This window comes from uncultured Stenotrophomonas sp. (genome assembly GCF_913778665.1).
Classification (GTDB): domain Bacteria; phylum Pseudomonadota; class Gammaproteobacteria; order Xanthomonadales; family Xanthomonadaceae; genus Stenotrophomonas.
On the sequence record NZ_CAJYVQ010000009.1, the window covers coordinates 35,331 to 54,241 of the forward strand.

An 18,911-nucleotide genomic window follows, 5' to 3' on the forward strand; every position below is an offset into this window, starting at 1 on the left:
GGTTGACATATCAACTCACGTGGATCGCGCCATGCAGCACCCTCCCCGCATCGCCGTCATCGGCGCAGGTCCCGCTGGCCTGACCGCTGCGCTGATCCTCCATCGCGGTGGCTACCGCTTGAGCGTGTACGAGGGTGAATCGTCCGGACAGCAGCGTGCACAGGGAGGCACGCTGGATCTGCACGACGATTCCGGCCAGGTGGCGCTGCAACGCGCGGGCCTGCTTGAGGCCTTCCGTGCAGTCGCACGGCATGAGGGGCAGGAGGCACGGATGGGCGACCCGTGGTCAGGGGAGATCACCTCCGGTGGGTTCGGGCCGGAGGGGAGCAAGGACAAGCCGGAGATCGACCGTGGCGACCTGCGCCAGTTGCTGCTGGACGCGCTGCCGGCGGACACGGTGCAGTGGGGCCACCGCCTGGCCGAACTGGTCCCTGCACAGGCGGACGGCCACCGCTTGCGCTTTGCCAACGGCGTGCAGCGGGAGGCTGACATCGTGATCGGTGCCGATGGTGCATGGTCGAAAGTGCGCGCGGCTTTGAGTGCCAGCCAGCCGCTGCCAACCGGCATTACGTTTTTCGAGGGCTGGATCGAGCGGCCAGCAGCGGACATCGCAGCGATGGTCGGGCAGGGCAGCCTGTTCTGCTTTGGCGGCGAGGAAGCCCTGTTCGTGCAACGCAACAGCGGCGATCGGCTCTGCGTGTATGCGGCGCTGAAGCGCTCCTCCGAGTGGCTCGATGCACGGATTGCACAGCACGGCATGCGGACGCTGGTGGCAGGCAGCTTTGCCGGGTGGGCCCCGAACCTTCGGCGCGTGCTGGAGGCCTGCACGGACTTCGTGCGGCGGCCGATCTACAGCCTGCCGGCGGATTTCCGCTGGACCCCGTGCGATGGCGTGACCCTGATCGGCGATGCGGCGCATCTGATGCCGCCGGTGGGCGTGGGTGTGAACCTGGCGATGCTGGACGCGTCGGATGTGGCGATGGCGTTGTGCGCGCAGCCGGATGCGATCAGCGCCATCCACGAAGCCGAAGCGCTGGTGTGCGAACGCGCCCGCGCGCTGATGCCGGATGCGATCGAGGGGTTCCAGCGCTGGTTCATTACGGAAGGCGCTGCTGAGGGCGGTCGATGATCGCTTGACTGGTAATCGACCGGTTGCCCGACGCCGTGCGGGGGCGACGCCCGGCGCCGAAGTAGAGCGGTTGCAGCGTCGGTCTTGCCACGTGAGCTTCTGGGGGTTGACGGGAGAGTCTACCGACTAGTAGATTGGCGCCATGAAAGAATCGTTGTCCCCCAAGGCTCAGGAGATCCTGGCCCACGCCCGCTCGCTGCTGGAGGCCGGCGGCTACAACGGCTTCAGCTACGCAGACGTGTCGGCGAGGGTGAACATCAGCAAGGCCAGCATCCATCACCACTTCCCCAGCAAGGCGGATCTGGTGCGCACGGTGGTAGCGCTGTATCGCGCCGAGGCGCGCGAAGGCCTGGCGCTGCTGGACCGACAGCTGGACGACCCGCTGCGGGAACTTAACGCTTATGTGGACTACTGGTCCAGCTGTATCGCCGGTGGCACGTCCTCGTTCTGCATCTGCGCGATGCTGGCGGCAGAGGCACCGATGATTCCTGCCGAGATTGCCGAAGAAGTGCGAGGGCATTTCGAGGATCTGAGCGGCTGGTTGACGGTGACGCTGGAGAAGGGCGAAGCGCAGGGCCAGTTGCGGCTGCAGGGTTCGGCTACGGACGAGGCCAAGGCGTTCATGTCATCGGTGCATGGCGCGATGCTGGCCGCGCGCGGATTCGGAGATGCGGCGACCTTCGCTGCACTGGCGCAGTTGGCCATCGCGCGGGTGAGCGCCACTGCCTGAGCGATGTGTGGTGGGCCTGCGGCAACGTAGGCCCTGTTTTTTGAACTCGTCGCCTACCTACTAGTAGATTCATTTAATCCTTGGAGTGTTCCATGTCGCACCCACTGTCCATGCTTGGCGTGTTCCATACCGTTGTCAGCCTGATCCCGGTTCTCAGCGGCCTGTATGCCTTCATTCGCCATCGCGCAATCGCCCCAGCCACACGCTCGGGCAAGGTGTACCTGGCCGGACTGCTACTGTCTGTCGCTACCTCATTCACCGTGTCCAGCACGGGTGGCCTTAATCCAGGCCACGCGTTCGGCGTGATCGTGCTGCTGGTGGCGTTCGGGGGCGTGCTGGCCGCGCGGCTGCGCTGGCTGGGTCGCGCAGCGCGCTATCTGTCGACATTTGCGCTGTCTTTCAGCTTCCTGCTGTCGCTGGTGCCGGGCGTGAATGAAACGCTGACGCGGTTGCCAGTGGGCCATCCCATTGCGGCTGCGCCCCTGGCACCGGTGATCCAGCAGACGCTGCTCGGGTGCGCGCTGTTATTCGCAATCGGATTCCTGGCGCAGTGCTGGATGCTTCATGCGCGCACTGCACGCACGCGTGGCTGAGACCGCCAGCGCTGCGGATCAGTCGGCCAGCACGGTGTCTGCACCTTCGCGGTAGCTCGCGCGGGCGCTGCCACACACCGCATGGGTGGCAGCACTGGGTGGCAGGCCGGTGGCCTTGATGCCGCGCAGTGTGTCGCCATCAAGTACCTCGGCGTAGCGTTCGGCGGCCAGCGTGCTGTCGGGCAATACGTACAGCAGGACGCGCTGCAACGTGGATTGCCCCTGCAGGGGCAGCGGCTGCCGGAACGCAGGCACCTGCACGCGCGCGCTGTGCCAACGCGTCGGTGCATCGACGGTTTGCCAGCGCACCTGCAGGGGTGCGTCCAGCGATAACAATGCGGTGCCGAGGGGGTAGCCGTAGGCCGTGCAGTCCGCGGGCACGGCCGGGATGCTCGCGATGGCCGTGTCACCGATGTCCAGTGCGGTGCCATTGACCTCCAGCCGCACGATCGGTGTGCTGCCGTAGTTGTGGATCTTGAACAGCACGAGGCCTTCAAAGCGGCTGCGTTCCAGATCGTCGGCAGTGAAGCCGCTGAGGCGTGCGAGTGTTGGCGCGACCTCCACGTGATCGCTGTAGTGGTAGTAGAGGTGCACGAGTTCCGGTGTGCCTGCGCGGCGCCATCCGGCATTGAATGGGGCGGTGTCCGGATAGCGCTGTCGTACCAGCGGCACATCGGTGATGGCGCGATCCCCAGAGGGTGTGGCGTAGCGATAGTGGCCTACAGTGCGCTTCAGGCGCCCGTCCTCATATGGGAACGCTCCGTCAGCATCGGACTGTGCATTGGGATAGCGATGGAAGACCATGAAGCGTTCCGGCGCGTCGCCTTGCATGGGCAGGTCCGGGCCAGCGCCGGAGCCGGTGGATGCATACGGCGTGGTGTCCAGCCACAGCGGCTGCCCGCTGAGGTTGACGTGCAGCTCTGCGATGGAGGCACGCGAACCGCCACCAAAGCTGGCCCAACTGCTCTGCAGGGAATGCCACAGCGGAATGACGAGCATGGCGGCGGCGGTCGGCACGAACATCAGCGCGTGCACCCGGCCGGGAACGCGCCCGCGCTGCCGCACCATGTAGTACACCCACGCCAGCAGCAGGACCAGCAGCAACGGGAGGCCGACCCAGATCGCGACGGTGGCGAGCGCCACGACGCCCCAGCCCAGGTTGGGGGTGGCTATCGCGATGAGCGAGAGCGCGGCGATGAGCACGGCCAGCAGCAGCGACATGCCGATGCCGACGCGGTAATTCCGGTAGGAGCTGTCAGTCATCACCGTTCCATCGGCGGTGTGGGGCGTGCTCCTATCTTGCGGCGGTGGGGGCGCCGTGGGAAGCCGGGAAGGAGGGCGCTCAGCAGCCGACCAGGCGGTCGGCACCGATGCCGTTGCGGTGCTGGCTGCGGTATTCGGTCGGGCTGGCGTCGGCCTGGCTGCGGAAATGGCGGCGGAACGACTCCTGCGAGCCGAAGCCGGCCTGCTCGGCGATCCACTGCAGCGGCCGGTCCGTGGTCTCCAGCAGCTCGCGCGCAAACGCCACGCGCTCGCGGATCAGCCAGTCGATGGGCGACAGGCCGGTGGCTTCCAGGAACTGCCGTTGCAGGGTGCGCTGGCTGAGCGCGGCCTGCTCGGCGAGGCTGCCAAGTGAGTGCGGTTCACGCAGGTTGCGGCGCATCCACTCCATCAGCTTCGCCAACCGCGTGGGCTCGCCGTTGGGAATGGCACGGCTGACACGCTGGCTGCGGCCAGCATCGCGCCACGGCGCCAGCACCAGCCGTTCGGCCACCAGGTTGGCCACGCGCGCACCGTAATCCTTGCGCACCATGTGCAGCATCATGTCCATGCCGGTGGCGGAGCCGGCCGAGGTGATGATGCTGCCGGTGTCCACGTACAGCACATCCTCGCGCACATCGATGCGCGGGAAGTCGCGTGCCAGCGCTTCGGTAAGCCGCCAGTGCGTGGTGGCCTGGCGCCCATCGAGCAGCCCGGCCCACGCCAGCACGAACGCACCGGAGCAGATCGAGGCGATGCGCGCACCACGGGCGTGAGCGCGGATGAGCGCATCGAGCAGTGCCTGCGGCGGGCGTTCGCCGGGTTCGCGCCAGCCTGGGATGACAATGATGTCGGCGTCGTCGATGGCATCGAGCGCGTAGGGCAGTTGGATCTGCGTGCCACCCAGCATGCGCAGCGCGCCGGGTTCGCCTGCGCAGAGCTGGGTGCGGTACCAGGCCACGCCGAGTTCCGGTCGCACCGGGGCGAACAGGCCGACCGCACAGCCGAACTCGAACAGCCCCTGGCCGTGACAGGCGACGATGGCGACGAGCGGCGCGGTGGGATCGGCAGGTGGGCTGGGCATGGCGTGATGCTACGGGCGGTGATGCGCGGCGCGGAGTGGCGCGCGGGCATGAGGTGATGCCTGTGGAGCATGTGCACGGGGGGACATTCGCCTGGCTTGGGGCGCCCGCCACCCACCGCCCGCCGCACATCATCCAGCTTCGATTGCCCATCGCCGTCCCAGGCGCGTGCTGCGCAGGCCTGCCTTACGTCATTACCAGCAGTCATGTGGCTGGCCGGATATGACGGTTGGGTGACGCGATCCCGCCTGTTGCCGCCGGTGAACAGGCCCTTGAATGGACGCGTGTTTCCGGTCCACCCCCACGAGCCCCCATGCCTGCCGCCCACGCCCCTGTCCTGAGCACCCTTGCTGTCCTGATCGCTGCCGCTCTGGCCCCATCGCTTGGCCACGCGGCTGAAGCCGATGCCGATCCGGCTGTCACCGCCGCGACAGCCAACGTCGCCGCCTCCACGCTGGATGCGGTGGTGGTGACCGGTTCGCGCACCAGCACACGCACGGTAAAGAACAGTTCCACGCCGATCGACGTGATCTCCGCCGAAGACCTCACCGCTACCGGTCAGGCCAACCTGCTTGAGGCGCTGCAGCGTGCGCTGCCTTCGCTCAGCCAGATCGGTGGTTACCAGAGCGATCAGGAGAGCCTGATCCGCGGCTACCAGCTGCGCAACCTGTCGCCGGGCTACACGCTGGTGCTGGTGAACGGCAAGCGCCGCAATGCCAGCGCCTATGTCAGTGGCGCAAACGGCGGTGGCTTTCCGGGCCATGCCTGGGCCGACCTGGCGCTGATTCCGGTTTCGGCCATCGACCATGTGGAGGTGCTGCGTGATGGCGCCTCGGCCATCTATGGCTCGGATGCGATCACCGGCGTGGTGAACGTGATCCTCAAATCGCAGGCACACGGCGGCGAGTTCGCCGTGGAGAGCGGGCAGAGCATCGATGGCGATGGTTCACGCACCAGCGTGCGCGCGAATGTGGGTCTGCCGTGGGGCGCCGATGGCTTCGTCAACCTCTCCGGTGAGACCACGCGCCAGCACCACGCGATCCGCACCCGGCGCTATATTGATGGCTACCTGAGTTATCCAGCGGTGGATGCCAGCGGCAATCGGGTGGCGCTGCGGCCGAACAACCGGCTGCCTGCCGGTGCGTCGCCGAGCCCGGCCGAGGCCACGCGTGATCCTGAGGCCAACACCATCCTCAGCTCGCCGTCGTATGCGTTGAAGGCGTTCGCGGTGAACGTGGGACATGGCCTGGGCGAGAGCGCACAGTTCTACGCCAATGCCACCGCCAGCGACCGCACTGCGCAGGCAATCCAGAACTTCCGCCTGCCGGCGACCATCTTCACCACCTACAAGGCGCCGGGTGTACTGAGCGTTTTCCCGGATGGCTTCCTGCCGGTGCTGGAAACCAAGGAGAAGCAGTACACCGGCACCGCGGGTGTGAAGGGCCAGGTTGCGGGGTGGGACTTCGACGCCAGCCTGACCGGCAACCGCAGCACGGTGCGCACCTATACGCGCAACTCGGTGAACTACTCGCTGCCGTACCCGGGCTCGCCCACCGATTTCTACGACGGCAAGCTGGACTACCAGCAGGGCATCGCCAACCTGGACCTGCGCCGAGGTTTCGAGGTGGCGGCGTTCGCTTCGCCGCTGGAAGTGAGCGCCGGTGCGGAATACCAGCACGAACGGTACGAGCGTGCGGCCGGTCAGTGGGAGTCGTATACCGGCTTCGGTGCGGCGGCGTTCGTGGGCTACTCCACCGCCGATGCGGTGAAGGCCAACCGCAACAGCAAGGCGGTCTATGTGGGCGCGGCCAGCAACATTACCGCGCGCTGGTATCTGGATGCAGCTGCACGCTGGGAAGATCATTCCGACTTCGGCAGCGTGTCCACGGGTCGCCTGACCACGCGCTTCGACTTCACCGACGCGTTGGGTGCACGCGCTACGGTCAGCAACGGTTTCCATGCGCCCAGCCTGGGTGCGCAGTACTACCAGGCCACCGGCAGCTGCCCGTGCGGCACCACGCTGGTGGCGCAGGTGTCTTCGCCCGCGGCGATCGCGCTGGGGGCAACGCCACTGAAGCCGGAGAAGGCCACCAACTACAGCCTGGGCGTGACCTGGGACCCGAGCCCGGCCTTCCATCTGGCGCTGGACGCGTACCAGATCGACATCCGTGGCCAGCTCGGCCAGTCCAGCCAGATCGGCTACAACGCGCAGGACCCGGCGCGCATCACCGACAACAGTGGCACCGTGCTGAGCGCGGCGCAGAAGAGCACCATCGACACGCTGCTGGGTTCGGCGGGTATCAGCATCCTGCCGGGTGATGCCTTCTACGCCAGCTACTTCACCAACGTGGGCAACACGCGTACGCGCGGTGTCGAGTTGACCCTGGAGGCCAACCAGGAAACCGCGTGGGGCAAGCTGCGCTGGAGCTACGCGGCCAACGTGGGCCGCACCACCATCCAGAAGGTGAGCGACATTCCAGCGGCGCTGCAGGGGTTGCCCAACATCAACCTGCTGACCAAGACCAGCGAGTACGCGCTGCGCTTCCGCACGCCGAGCTACACGCAGGTGGCGGGACTGGGCTGGCAGAACGGGCGCTGGCGCTCGAACGTCGATTTTACCTATTACGGCCCGATCAAGCGCCTGAACAACGGCGTGGAGTACAGGCAGCCGCCGGTGCTGGTAACCAATCTTTCCGGTGCGGTGGAACTGGGGGCGGGCTGGAGTGCGGCATTGGGTATCAACAACGTGTTCGACAAGCGCACGCGCAAGGTGCCGGAGTACGCGCGCAGCACTACCGATGTGGCGAGCATCGAGACGACCTGGGATTCGGGCGATGTGCTGAGCCGGATCGGGGCGTACTGGTATGGGCGGGTCAGTTACCGGTTCTGAGGGTCAAGCGAAACGTCGCCGGGCATGGCCCGGCGCTACCGAGGAGAGGGTCATGTCTTCTGCATTGAAGGTGGTTGCAGTGGTGGGATCGCCGACAAGTTCGGCGACGTCGCGCACGCTGCTGCTGGCGCGGCATCTGCTGGAGTCGTTGCAGCAGCGGATGCACGCCAGTGTGGATCTGGTGGAGCTGGCGCCGATCGCGCGCTCACTGGGGCAGTCGTTGTCGCGCGATGAGGTGGAGCCTGCGGTGGAGCAGGCGCTGCAGACGATCGAGGCGGCCGAACTGCTGGTGGTGGCGGCGCCTGTGTATCGCGGTTCCTATCCGGGGCTGTTCAAGCACCTGGTCGATTTCCTCGGACTGGAGGCGCTGGTGGATACGCCGGTGCTGCTGGCGGCTACCGGCGGCAGCGAGCGCCATGCGCTGGTGATCGACCACCAGTTGCGGCCGTTGTTCAGTTTCCTGCAGGCGCACACGCTGCCGATCGGGGTGTATGCCACGCCAGCCGATTTTGAGGGCGAGCGTATCCACAGTGCGGCGTTGCAGGCGCGTATCGCGCTGGCGACCGAGCGTGCGGTCGGGCATCTGGCCGTGCAGGCGCCGGCGGTACCAGCGCCGCTGCGACGCATTGCCTGACGGCATAACCGACGGCGCTTTGCTTATGGCCAAGGCGCATCTGCATGGCCGGATCTGACCGCCGATTGTCGCCTGGCATCGCCGTGCCGACCGCCGTCATCTCTAGCATCGATATCGAAGCGGCATCGCATTGCCGCCCCCGATGAGGACGACCCCGTGAGTCTGGACGCAACCGACAAGCCCATCCTGTTCCTGCTCGACCGTGAGTTCGAGGACGGACAGATTCCCGGCCAGCGCTTCTTCTGCCGGCACAGCCTGCTGCTGGAAGGCGCACTGTCGAGCATCCACGGCCTGGACGCGCAGCTGGACGTACGCCGCATCGGCTTCGCACGGCCGCGTCGCGAGGTGATCGCCGAGATCGGCGAACAGGATCAGTCGTTGCCCAAGCTGGTGCTGCCGCAGGGCGTGCGCAGCGAACTGGCCAGCGGCGTGCACCACGACCGCCAGTACATCTCCGGCGCCGAGCCTATCCTGGCCGCGCTGAACGGGTTGCTCGGCATCCCCGTGGCCCATCCCTGAGCGAGGACGCGACGATGAGCTATCACATCAGCGTATTGGACAAGAGCCCGGTGGCCGAGGGCGCGTTGCCGGAGCAGGCGCTGCGCAACAGCCTGCAGCTGGCGCAGCGCGCCGAACAGCTGGGCTACCACCGCTACTGGTTTGCCGAGCACCATGCCGCGCCGGCGCTGGCCAGCCCGGCGCCGGAAGTGCTGGCGGCCTGGGTGCTGGCACAGACGCGGCGCATCCGCATCGGCAGTGGTGGAGTGATGCTCCGCCACTACGCACCGTACAAGGTGGCGGAGAACTTCAACCTGCTGGCCGCGCTGGCGCCGGGGCGTGTGGATCTGGGCGTGGGCAAAGCCCCCGGTGGCCTGCCGGCCTCGACGGCAGCACTGGCGGCAGGACGACCGGCGTTCGCTGACTTCGATCAGCAGCTGCGAGACCTGGAGGGCTATCTGTCCGGTGCTGATGCCGATGCGCTGGCGCGTCCAATTCCTCGGCAGGCGCCGGAGCGCTTCCTGCTCGGTGCCAGCCCGCAGAGCGCGCGGCAGGCGGCCGCGCTCGGCTGGCGTTTCGTCTATGCCGCGCACTTCGACGGCGATCCTGAACACATCGAAGCTGCGTTTGCGGCCTATCGCTCTGTCTCCACGCAGCCACCGCTGCTGGCCACGGTGGCCTTCGCCGCACCTACGGCCGAAGCGGCTGCGCGGCACATCGGTGCATTGAAGGTCTACAAGCTGCACCTCGGCCCGGGCCAGACGGTGAACCTGCCCAGTCCCGAGGCGGCCGCCGAGTATGCACGCCAGGTAGGCGTGACCGAGTTCCGCATCGAGGAAACCCGCCCGAGCGTGCTGTCCGGCGATGCACAGCATGTGCGTGACGAACTGGATGCGCTGCACCGTCGCTTCGGCGTGGGTGAGTTCATTCTCGATGCGCCGGTGGCCGACCTCGATGCACGCCTGACTTCCCTTGAGCTGCTGTCGCCCGCGCCACGCGCGGCGGTGGCCTGATCTGCAGGAGCGATTCCCATGAGCACCCCCCCGCGCCACATTCCGTTCGGCATCATGCTGCAGGGCCCCGGCAGCCACATGCATGCCTGGAAGCATCCGTCCAATCCGGCTGACGCCAGCGTCAACCTGCAGTTCTACATCGACATCGCGCGCACGGCCGAGGACAACGGCATCGCCTTCGGCTTCGTGGCCGATGGCCTGTACATCAATGAGAAGTCGATCCCGCACTTCCTCAACCGCTTCGAGCCGATCTCGCTGCTGTCGGCGCTGGCCACTGCAACGAAGAAGATCGGCCTGGCGGGCACGCTCTCTACGTCCTATAGCGATCCGTTCACCGTGGCCCGCCAGTTTGCTTCGCTGGATCTGCTCAGTGGCGGTCGCGCCGGCTGGAACGTGGTGACCTCACCGCTGGAAGGTTCGGGCCGCAACTATGGCCGCCCACATCCGGAGCATGCCCTGCGCTACCAGATCGCCGACGAGTATCTGGACGTGGTGCAGGGGCTGTGGGATTCCTGGGATGACGACGCCTTCGTGCGCGAGCGCGACAGCGGCACCTTCTTTGCGCCAGAGAAATTCCGCCGACTCGACCACAAGGGCCGCTTCTTCCAGGTGGAAGGCCCACTCAACATCCAGCGCTCGGCGCAGGGCCAGCCGGTGATCTTCCAAGCCGGTTCGTCCGACGACGGCATCGCGCTGGCCGGCAAGTACGCCGATGCGGTGTTCACCCATTCGCCGTCGCTGGAAGAAACCCGCGCGTTCACCCAGAAGGTGAAGAATTCGGCGATCGCGCACGGCCGCAGCGGCAACGACGTGAAGATCTTCCCGGGCATCGGCCCCATCGTCGGACGCACCGCCGGGGAGGCTGAAGCCAAATACCAGGCGATCGCCGCACTGGCCACGCTGGAGGACGCGCTGGCTTATCTCGGGCGTTTCTTCGATCACCACGATTTCAGCCAGTACGACCCGGACGCACCGTTCCCGGAGCTGGGCGACATCGGCAGCAACTCGTTCCGCTCGACCACGGACCGCATCAAGCAGGATGCGCGCGAGAAGGGGTTGAGCCTACGCCAGGTCGCACTGGAAGCGGTCAGCCCGCGGCCGAACTTCATCGGCACCCCGGAGCATGTGGCCGATGAGCTGATCCGCTGGTTCGATGCCGGTGCCAGCGATGGCTTCATTCTCGGCTTTGCCGCACAACGTGAAGGCCTGGACGATTTCGTGACCCAGGTGCTGCCGATCCTGCAGGCCCGTGGCTACCACCAGCGTGAACTGGAAGGTCAGACCCTGCGTGAGCATCTGGGCCTGCCGTTCAAGGCCAGCCGCTATGCGGCCGATGCCGAGCCGGCACGGAAGGTGGGGTAAGGCGATGAGCGGAGAAACCGCGGCAACACCGGGCCACGCTCGGCGGAGTTCCCCACCAACCGGCGTTCTGCCTGAAATCGCAGCGCGCGCCGAGGCCGCCATCGCGATCCGCCATGACCTGCACCGGCACCCGGAGCTGGCCTTCGAGGAGCATCGCACCAGTGCCCGGGTGGCCGAGCTGCTGCAGCAATGGGGCTATGAGGTGGCCACCGGGCTAGGCGGCACCGGTGTGGTCGGCACGCTGCAGCGCGGGCAGGGGAGCCGTCGCCTCGGCCTGCGCGCTGACATCGACGCACTGCCGATCCACGAGGACTCCGGCCTGGCCTACGCCAGCCAGACCGACGGCCTGATGCATGCCTGCGGTCACGATGGCCACACCGCCATCCTGCTGTCTGCCGCGCATTACTTGGCCCACCATGGGCGGATTGACGGCACCCTGCAGCTGGTGTTCCAGCCCGCCGAGGAAACCGGCTCGGGTGCCTCGAAGATGATCGCCGATGGCCTGTTCGAACGCTTCCCGATGGATGCGATCTATGGGCTGCACAACTGGCCGGGTGTGCCAGTGGGGCACTTCGGCTTCGTCGATGGCCCAGCGATGGCATCGGTGGACTGGGCACGGCTGAAGGTGCTCGGCAAGGGCGGTCATGGTGCAGAGCCGCAGGGCAGCGTGGATCCGATCCTGGTCGCTGCGCACATCATCACTGCGCTGCAGAGCGTGGTGTCGCGCAATGTCGATCCGCGGCACATGGGCGTGGTCACCGTCGGCTCGATCCACGGCGGGCAGGCGGCCAACGTGATTCCGGATGTGGTCGAGCTGAAGCTGACCGTGCGCGCCTACCTGCCTGAGGTACGCGATACGCTGAGGCGGCGGGTCACCGAGCTTGCCGAGCAGACCGCTGTGGCGTTCGGGGCACGCGCCGAGATCGAGTTCCCGCGTGGCTTCCCCAGCGTGATCAACCATCCGCGGCAGACCGCCTATATCCGCGAGGTGGCCGTGCAGGGCTTCGGCGCCGCACAGGTGGTACCCGAATTTGCGCCGCGCACGGCCAGCGAGGACTTTGCCTTCCTTCTGCAGGCGCGGCCAGGCAGCTTCGTGTTCGTCGGCAACGGCGACAGCGCACCGCTGCACAGCCCGCGCTATGTGTTCAACGACGCAGCCATCGCGCCCGCTGCCAGCCTGTGGGCGCGGCTGGCCGAGGACTATCTGGTGAAGGACGCAGCATGAGCAGCAACGAACGCTTCCTCTATACCTCGGTGGATGATCCGCTGGCGCTGCCCTTGTTCGATGGCCTGGAGCAGGAGTACGACCGCCGCTACGCCGACGTGCGTCGCCGCATCGGCGGCAGCGCCCGCGAAGAGCTACAGCGCTACCCGGCGCAGGCCTTCGCCGCACCGGTAGGAGCGTTCGTGCTGCTGCTGCGTGATGGTGTGGCGATTTCCGGTGGCGCGTTCATGCCGCACCGCGATCCGGATACCGCCGAATTCAAGCGCATCTGGACGCTGCCGGGCCTGCGCCGCCAGGGCATCGCGCGGCGCGTGTTGCAGGAGCTGGAAGACCAGGCGGCACGCCAGGGCTATCGGCGGGTGTTCCTGACCACCGGCTTCCGCCAGCCCGAGGCGGTCGGTCTTTACCTCAGCCATGGCTACACCGCGCTGTTCGATCTGGACGCGGATCCGGAAACCATCGCGCATCTGCCCTTCGAGAAGCATCTTGGACAAGCGGCGCCGGTGCTTGCGCCGTCGCAGGCCATGCTGCACGGAGCCCACGCATGAGTACGCCGTCGTCTGCGCTTGAGGGGCTCACTGCGCGTCCTGCGCCAGCGCCCGAGTTGAAGATTGTGCCGGCGCGCCATCCGTTGCAGGTGGTTGGCACGGTGCTGGCGCTTGCGCTGATCCTGATCGGCCTTCAATCAGTATTGGGCAATCCGCGCTGGGGCTGGGGCACCTTTGCCGAATGGTTCTTCGCGCGCCCGGTGCTTGAGGGCCTCGGCCGCACGCTGCTGCTGACCGCGCTTGGTACCGGACTCGGTTTCGCACTGGGTACCTTGCTCGCGCTGGCCCGTGTGTCCGGTTCGCCGCTACTGTCGGCGGTGTCATGGGGCTACGTGTGGCTGTTCCGCTCAATCCCGCTGTTGGTGCTGTTGCTGCTGTTGAACAACCTGGGCTACCTGTACAGCACCATCGAACTGGGGGTGCCGTTCACCGGCATCAGCCTGTTCTCGTATCCAACCACGCAGCTGATCGGCGTGTTCACCGCAGCAGTACTGGGACTGACCCTGAACCAGGCCGCGTTCTCGGCCGAGGTGATCCGTGGCGGCATCCTCTCTGTGGACCATGGGCAGTATGAGGCGGCTGCTGCCCTTGGCCTGCCGCGTGGTCGGCAGGTGCGCCGCATCATCCTGCCGCAGGCGATGCGTTCGATCCTGCCGGCCGCGTTCAACGATGTGATCGGCTTGGCCAAGAGCACGTCGGTGGTCTATGTGCTGGCGCTGCCGGAGCTGTTCTACACCGTGCAGGTGATCTATCGCCGCAACCTGGAGGTAGTGCCGCTGTTGATGGTGGCCACGGTCTGGTACCTGGTGATTCTGACCGTGCTGTCGCTGTTGCAGCGGCGCGTGGAGCAGCGCTTCGCGCGCGGCCAGCTGCAGCGCGAGCGCTCGGTGCCGCGCGTGTCATCGCCGGTGCGCGCGCGGGCCGATGGCGCACCGCGCGTGGCCAACCGTCCGCGCCTCGCCGCCCAGGTCGAAGCGGGCGAGGGCGCTGCTGTACTGCTGCATGGCGTGGGCAAGGCATTCGGCGAGCAGCCGGTGCTGGACGATGTGAACCTGGACCTGCGCGCGGGCAGCGTGACCGTGCTGATCGGCCCGTCCGGCGCTGGAAAATCCACGCTGCTGCGGCTGATCAACCACCTGGAACGTGCCGACAGTGGCTACGTGACCGTTGGTGGCCAGCTGATCGGCTACCGCCGCGACGGTGACACGCTGTACGAACTGCCGGAGCGCGAAATCCGCCGCCGTCGTGCCGAAGTCGGCATGGTGTTCCAGGGCTTCAACCTGTTCCCGCACCTGACTGCGCTGGAGAACATCATCGAGGCACCGATTGCAGTGCGTGGCGTGCCGCGCGCGCAGGCCGAGGAACAGGCGCGCATGCTGCTGGAGCGGGTCGGCCTGGCCGACAAGGCCGGTGCGTTCCCGCGCCAGCTGTCCGGTGGGCAGCAGCAGCGCATCGCGATCGCGCGGGCGCTGGCGCTGCAGCCGAAGGTGCTGCTGTTCGACGAACCTACCTCGGCACTGGACCCGGAGCTGGTGGCCGAGGTGCTGACCGTGATCGAGGAGCTGGCTCGTTCCGGCACCACGCTGGTGATTGTCACCCATGAGCTGGGCTTCGCCCGCCGCGTGGCGGACCACGTGGTGATGATGGACCAGGGCCGGGTGATCGAGCAGGGCGCGCCCGAGGCGCTGTTCGAACGCCCGCGCCAGCAACGCACGGCCGACTTCCTGGCCAAGACCCTGTAACCCTCTGAGGAATGCCATGAGCCCTGCAACACCCCGTCGCCCCTCACGCAGCACCTTGTTGATCGCTGGCGTGCTGGTCATCGGCGTCGCCGGCATCGTCTATTCGCGCGTTCGCCAGGTGCCGGAGAGCGAGGCAGCAGCCACGACCGGTCTGTCTGGCGCGCATCCCGCCGCGCTGAAGGGCACTGTGGACCCGAAGGCGCAGGCGTTGATCCCGGCCGGCTACCGCTTTGTCACGCCGGGAGCGTTCACCGTCGCCACCCATCCGGGCCAGCTGCCGCTGGCCGACTACGGAGCCGACAGCAAGCAGGTGGTCGGCATTGAGCCGGACATCGCACGGCTGATCGCCGATGCGCTCGGCCGGAAGCTGGTGATTGTGCCGGTGGCCTGGGCCGACTGGCCGCTGGGGCTGGAATCGGGCAAGTACGATGCGGTGCTGTCGAACGTGACGGTCACTGAAGAGCGCAAGAAGAAGTTCGATTTCTCCAGCTATCGCTACGATCTGCTGGGCATCTATACGCGCAGCGATGGGCCGATCCAGAAGATCGAGAAGCCCGCCGATGTGGCCGGGCTGAAGGTGGTGGTCGGTGCCAGCACCAACCAGGACCAGATCCTGCGCCAGTGGGACCAGCAGAACATTGCCGCCGGCCTGAAGCCGGTGGAGTACCAGTACTTCGATGACGCAGTGGTGGGCCGCTTGGCGGTGATCACCGGGCGCGCCGATGTCTCGTTCGAGCCCAATGCCACCGGCGCCTACTCCGCGCGCGACGGCAAAGTGCGGCGTGTGGGGCTGTTCCCGGGGGGATGGCCGAATGCCGCGGCGATTTCGGTGACCACGCGCAAGGGCAGCGGCCTGGCCGACGCTGTGACGCAGGCGTTGAATACCCAGATCCGCAGCGGCACTTACGCACAGGCGCTGAAACGATGGAACGTGGCCGAGGAAGCGGTACCGCAGTCGCAGACCAACCCGCCGGGGTTGCCGACGCTGCAATGACGCCGGCCACGGCCCCGCTCGCCCTTGTCGAGCCGAGCCGTGCTCGGCTGCTCTACCAACGCGCCTCCAGCGTCCTGAACGGCTTTGCCAGGCGCACACCCTCGGCATCGAAGTCGGAAACGCTCCGGCCATCCACACGTACCGTCTTCGGTACCGTCCGCTGCGGCCACCAGACCTTCAGCGCCGTCCCGCTGCGCAGCCCCTCGCCGAGGGTCACCGTCAGCACCTCGCCGCGCTGCCTCGCCTGCATCTGCAACGTGCCATACGCCGTCGGCAGGCGTTCCACCGCCAGGCCATCCCCCGCCACCCACGACGGCGGTGTGCCCGGCAGCAGCGAGAGGGCTTCATCGTCTTCGCGCATCAGCATGCCGAACAGCGTGCGGCCGTACTCGGCGCCGATCCAGGTGTGCGGCATGTCGCCCAGGTAGCGCGGGAAGCGCAGCCGCGAATGCACCACTTCGGCCAGCACCTGCCACTCAAGCGGCCGCCGATCATGCAGAAGTCCCTGCAGCAGCTCGTCGGCCACCTGTGGCTGGCCGAGGTGTACATAGCTCAGTACGTTGCGGATTTCGTAGGGCGTATAGGCATACAGTGCACCGGGCTGGCTGCGTCTGCGCACGTCCTCCAGGTACCGGGCGAAGGTGGTCCTCAACGCCTCGGCCGGCAGTACGCTCTGCGCCCCGGTCGGGTCCAGTGCGATCGATACACCGGTAGGATCGCCATCGCCCAGATCGGCCGAGGACGGAATGAAATCGATGCCCTTCCAGGCCATCGTCGCCCGGATCGACGCATGCAATGCGTCGTACAGTGCCTTGTACTGTTCGCGCGCCCACGCCGCGGTTTCGTGATCGCCCAACGCATCGGCCAGCCATGCACCGTCGTGCCAGCCCTTCAGTCCCCAGTAGTCATCCCAGTAGCTGTGCGTGGGCGAGGGGTAGCCTTCGTGGCTGATCGACGGCGCAAGGATGCCAGCAAAGCGCTCCGGTGCAGGCTGGTCGGCCTTGTAGCCCGGCATCAGCGTGCGTTCGCGCAGTTCCTGCAGGAAGCGCAGCGCGGCTTTCACTTTCGGCAGGTAGTCACGGACCGATTCGGGCCCGCCATCGAGGCGCGCGACATCGGCCACCAGCGCAACGTATTGGCCCTGGCTGTCGTACTCGATGTCCGAGCCGAAGCCGGTGTTGACGCTGCCATCATCGTTGAGGATCGGTGATACCAAGCCGTTGGCATGCACGCCATGTTCGCTGTACCAGACCAGGTAGTCCCGCGCGACCTTGGCTTCGCCCATGCGCAGCAGCACCGCAGAGGTGGCCATGCCATCGCGGATGAAGGATCGGTTGTAGTTGCGCGGGCCGGGCTGCATGGCTGGACCGGTCTGGTTGATCAGCATGTACGCCGCCTGCGCGCGCAGCATGTCCACCAGCGACGGATCAGGCAGGCGCAGGCCGACCTGGCCCAGTCGTGCCTGCCAGTCCGCAGAGACTTGTGTGGCCAGCGCGTCGAACGCGGTGCTGGCATCGCCGGGAAGCGTTGCCAGATCAAGCGCGGGCGCTTCGGGCAGCGCGCCGTTGGCGTCTGCGGCGGCAGTACCCAGCGGGAAGGCGGCTACAACCGATTCGCTGGCACCCGGGGCCAGCGAGATGCGGTAGTCCAGAACGGCGGCGGCCAGACCCTGCTCGTCGCGTGTCTGGTGGGTGGAAGGCAGCTTCCCAGCGGCGAGTGCCGAGGTGATTTCCGTTGCACCGTCCTTGCCGAAGGGCGCCGCACCAGACGCCGATACCGGCGTGAGCGAATACAACAACGTGCGGCCATTGATGCGCACGGCCTGACGATCTACCGCAACGTCGCGGATGGGCGACAGGCCACCGTTCTGCCATGGCGGATTCATCTGCATCGGGCGCACGACGAGGCTGAGTGTGCCCTCGATCCGGGTGCTGCCGGTGTTGTGCAGCCGGTGCCGCAGGAAGGTCACGGGCTGGCCATCGCGCTCGACGGCGAAGGCCTCGCTGTGAAGCGCCAGGCCGGGTTGCGGCGACCACGTGGCAGATGGCATGGGTTTCCAGCCGTCGCGTAGTTCATGCTGTACGGATTGCCCGGCAGCGCCGGCACTGCGGCCATCGGCATTGCGCCAGATCGGCTGCACCAGCGGTGCACCCTTGAATGCCTCCAGATTGCCGTACTCGTCGAAGATCGATTTCTGCCGGCCGGCATGTACGCCGACTGCGGTCCAGTAGGTCTGCTGCATCTGCAGCGAGGCCGGGAACAACGCGCGCTGCGCACCACTGGCGGCAATCTGATACTGCTTCATCGGCGTCATCACGGCCTTGGGGCCGAGCAGGCGCAGGCGCGCGATCTTCGGTGCGCTGCCTTCGACGCTGAGCCGCAGCGCACGAATCGGCTGTGCAGCCGTCGCGGCCAGCCAGCTCTGACGATGGTTGCCCGCCTGCAGGTCCTGCGCGAGTTCCTGCCAGCGTCCTCGGGCGTCCTGTACCTGCAGATGCGCTGCGCCACGCGTGCCATCGGCCCAGTCCACCGCCAGCCCGGCCGAGGGTTGGGCGTGGGGCAGGGTGATCTGGAGCGAGTGCGCGCCATTCTTTCCGGCCGGTATTGCCACCGAACTGCCGCCCTGCCAGAGGGCCGCCGCCTGCGACGCATCAAGCCCGTCGATGCGTGCGACGAGCGTACTGTCCAGCGGTTCCATTTCGAAGATCGACACGCCCCAGTCGGAGGTGCGCTGCGGGCTGGCCAGCCGCAGGTAGCGTGCCTGCCGCGGCGCGAAGTACAGCGTTTCCACGTCACCCAGCGAATCGTTCGTGGTGTACGCCGATTGCCAGTGCTGGCCGTCCATCGAGGTCTGCAGCGAATAGCCCTCCGGATGGGACACATCCCAGGTGAGGCGTGCGCCGGCCAGCATCGCGGGCACGCCAAGATCGACCTGGAACCAGTGCCCCGGGCTGAAGGCACCGCCGGTGATGGTCTTCGGGTCGCCGTCAATCAGGTGGCTGATCGCCATCGCCGGCACATGCTGCGAAGAACTGCTGGCCTGCCATTGACTGCGTGGGGGAAGGCTCTGTGCCTGTGCGGCAGCGGCGAGGGCGGCCAACAGCAGGGCGGCGGCTGATCGCCACGGGATGGCTGAGCGGAAAACCTTGGAGCGTTCGGCGCGCAACGTCATTACGGACAGCCTCGCAGGTTCGGCCGGTATCGGGCGAGC

The 18,911-nt window shown here is 67.0% G+C and carries 15 protein-coding genes; 12 read left to right on the forward strand and 3 right to left on the reverse strand.

Features of this window, described 5'->3' with window-relative positions; all coding sequences use genetic code 11:
• Nucleotides 1–31 precede the first annotated feature (31 nt).
• The 3 genes from QZ853_RS12345 (at nt 32) to QZ853_RS12355 (ending at nt 2,452) form a co-directional block, all read left to right on the forward strand.
• Nucleotides 32–1,129 (forward strand): NAD(P)/FAD-dependent oxidoreductase, encoded by a 1,098-nt coding sequence (locus QZ853_RS12345; RefSeq protein WP_295573587.1) that lies wholly within the window; start codon nt 32–34, stop codon nt 1,127–1,129.
• 142 nt (nt 1,130–1,271) lie between these two features.
• The gene (locus tag QZ853_RS12350) at nt 1,272–1,859 is read left to right on the forward strand and encodes a TetR/AcrR family transcriptional regulator (RefSeq protein ID WP_295573590.1); all 588 of its coding nucleotides are present in this window, start codon (nt 1,272–1,274) and stop codon (nt 1,857–1,859) included.
• Between the two features lie 92 nt (nt 1,860–1,951).
• A complete protein-coding gene (locus QZ853_RS12355) occupies nt 1,952–2,452 on the forward strand; it encodes a hypothetical protein (protein WP_295573593.1) in 501 nt (166 codons plus the stop codon).
• A gap of 18 nt (nt 2,453–2,470) precedes the next feature.
• Here the strand turns inward: QZ853_RS12355 and QZ853_RS12360 are convergent, their stop codons facing one another.
• Together QZ853_RS12360 and ftrA are read right to left on the reverse strand one after the other, a co-directional pair.
• Nucleotides 2,471–3,715: a hypothetical protein gene (locus tag QZ853_RS12360; RefSeq protein ID WP_295573595.1), complete on the reverse strand. Its 1,245-nt coding sequence runs from the start codon at nt 3,713–3,715 to the stop codon at nt 2,471–2,473.
• A 79-nt stretch (nt 3,716–3,794) separates the two neighbouring features.
• Nucleotides 3,795–4,796: a transcriptional regulator FtrA gene (gene ftrA / locus QZ853_RS12365; protein ID WP_295573596.1), complete on the reverse strand. Its 1,002-nt coding sequence runs from the start codon at nt 4,794–4,796 to the stop codon at nt 3,795–3,797.
• Between the two features lie 311 nt (nt 4,797–5,107).
• Between ftrA and QZ853_RS12370 the strand changes: the two genes are divergently transcribed.
• The 9 genes from QZ853_RS12370 to QZ853_RS12410 all read left to right on the forward strand — a co-directional run bounded on the left by QZ853_RS12370 (nt 5,108) and on the right by QZ853_RS12410 (nt 15,700).
• Nucleotides 5,108–7,684, forward strand: a complete 2,577-nt coding sequence (locus QZ853_RS12370) for a TonB-dependent receptor (protein WP_295573598.1) — start codon at nt 5,108–5,110, stop codon at nt 7,682–7,684.
• Nucleotides 7,685–7,736: 52 nt separating this feature from the next.
• Nucleotides 7,737–8,318 carry an FMN reductase gene (gene msuE, locus QZ853_RS12375; protein ID WP_295573600.1) on the forward strand — a complete coding sequence of 194 codons (582 nt, stop codon included), beginning with the start codon at nt 7,737–7,739 and terminating at the stop codon, nt 8,316–8,318.
• A 156-nt stretch (nt 8,319–8,474) separates the two neighbouring features.
• A complete protein-coding gene (locus tag QZ853_RS12380) occupies nt 8,475–8,837 on the forward strand; it encodes a DUF3088 family protein (protein ID WP_295573602.1) in 363 nt (120 codons plus the stop codon).
• Nucleotides 8,838–8,851: 14 nt separating this feature from the next.
• On the forward strand, nt 8,852–9,829 hold the full coding sequence (locus tag QZ853_RS12385; protein ID WP_295573604.1) for an MsnO8 family LLM class oxidoreductase: 978 nt from the start codon (nt 8,852–8,854) through the stop codon (nt 9,827–9,829).
• A gap of 18 nt (nt 9,830–9,847) precedes the next feature.
• Nucleotides 9,848–11,191: an LLM class flavin-dependent oxidoreductase gene (locus QZ853_RS12390; protein WP_295573606.1), complete on the forward strand. Its 1,344-nt coding sequence runs from the start codon at nt 9,848–9,850 to the stop codon at nt 11,189–11,191.
• A 4-nt stretch (nt 11,192–11,195) separates the two neighbouring features.
• Nucleotides 11,196–12,416, forward strand: coding sequence for a M20 aminoacylase family protein (locus tag QZ853_RS12395; RefSeq protein ID WP_295573608.1), 1,221 nt, complete (start codon nt 11,196–11,198; stop codon nt 12,414–12,416).
• Nucleotides 12,413–12,964 (forward strand): GNAT family N-acetyltransferase, encoded by a 552-nt coding sequence (locus QZ853_RS12400; RefSeq protein WP_295573610.1) that lies wholly within the window; start codon nt 12,413–12,415, stop codon nt 12,962–12,964. The genes QZ853_RS12395 and QZ853_RS12400 overlap by 4 nt, the downstream gene beginning before the upstream one ends.
• The gene (locus QZ853_RS12405; RefSeq protein ID WP_295573612.1) at nt 12,961–14,706 is read left to right on the forward strand and encodes an amino acid ABC transporter permease/ATP-binding protein; all 1,746 of its coding nucleotides are present in this window, start codon (nt 12,961–12,963) and stop codon (nt 14,704–14,706) included. Before QZ853_RS12400 ends, QZ853_RS12405 begins: the two co-directional genes overlap by 4 nt.
• Before the next feature lie 16 nt (nt 14,707–14,722).
• A complete protein-coding gene (locus tag QZ853_RS12410) occupies nt 14,723–15,700 on the forward strand; it encodes an ABC transporter substrate-binding protein (RefSeq protein WP_295573615.1) in 978 nt (325 codons plus the stop codon).
• A 52-nt stretch (nt 15,701–15,752) separates the two neighbouring features.
• Here QZ853_RS12410 and QZ853_RS12415 read toward each other — a convergent pair whose 3' ends face one another.
• A complete protein-coding gene (locus QZ853_RS12415) occupies nt 15,753–18,872 on the reverse strand; it encodes a discoidin domain-containing protein (RefSeq protein WP_295573618.1) in 3,120 nt (1,039 codons plus the stop codon).
• Nucleotides 18,873–18,911 lie beyond the last annotated feature (39 nt).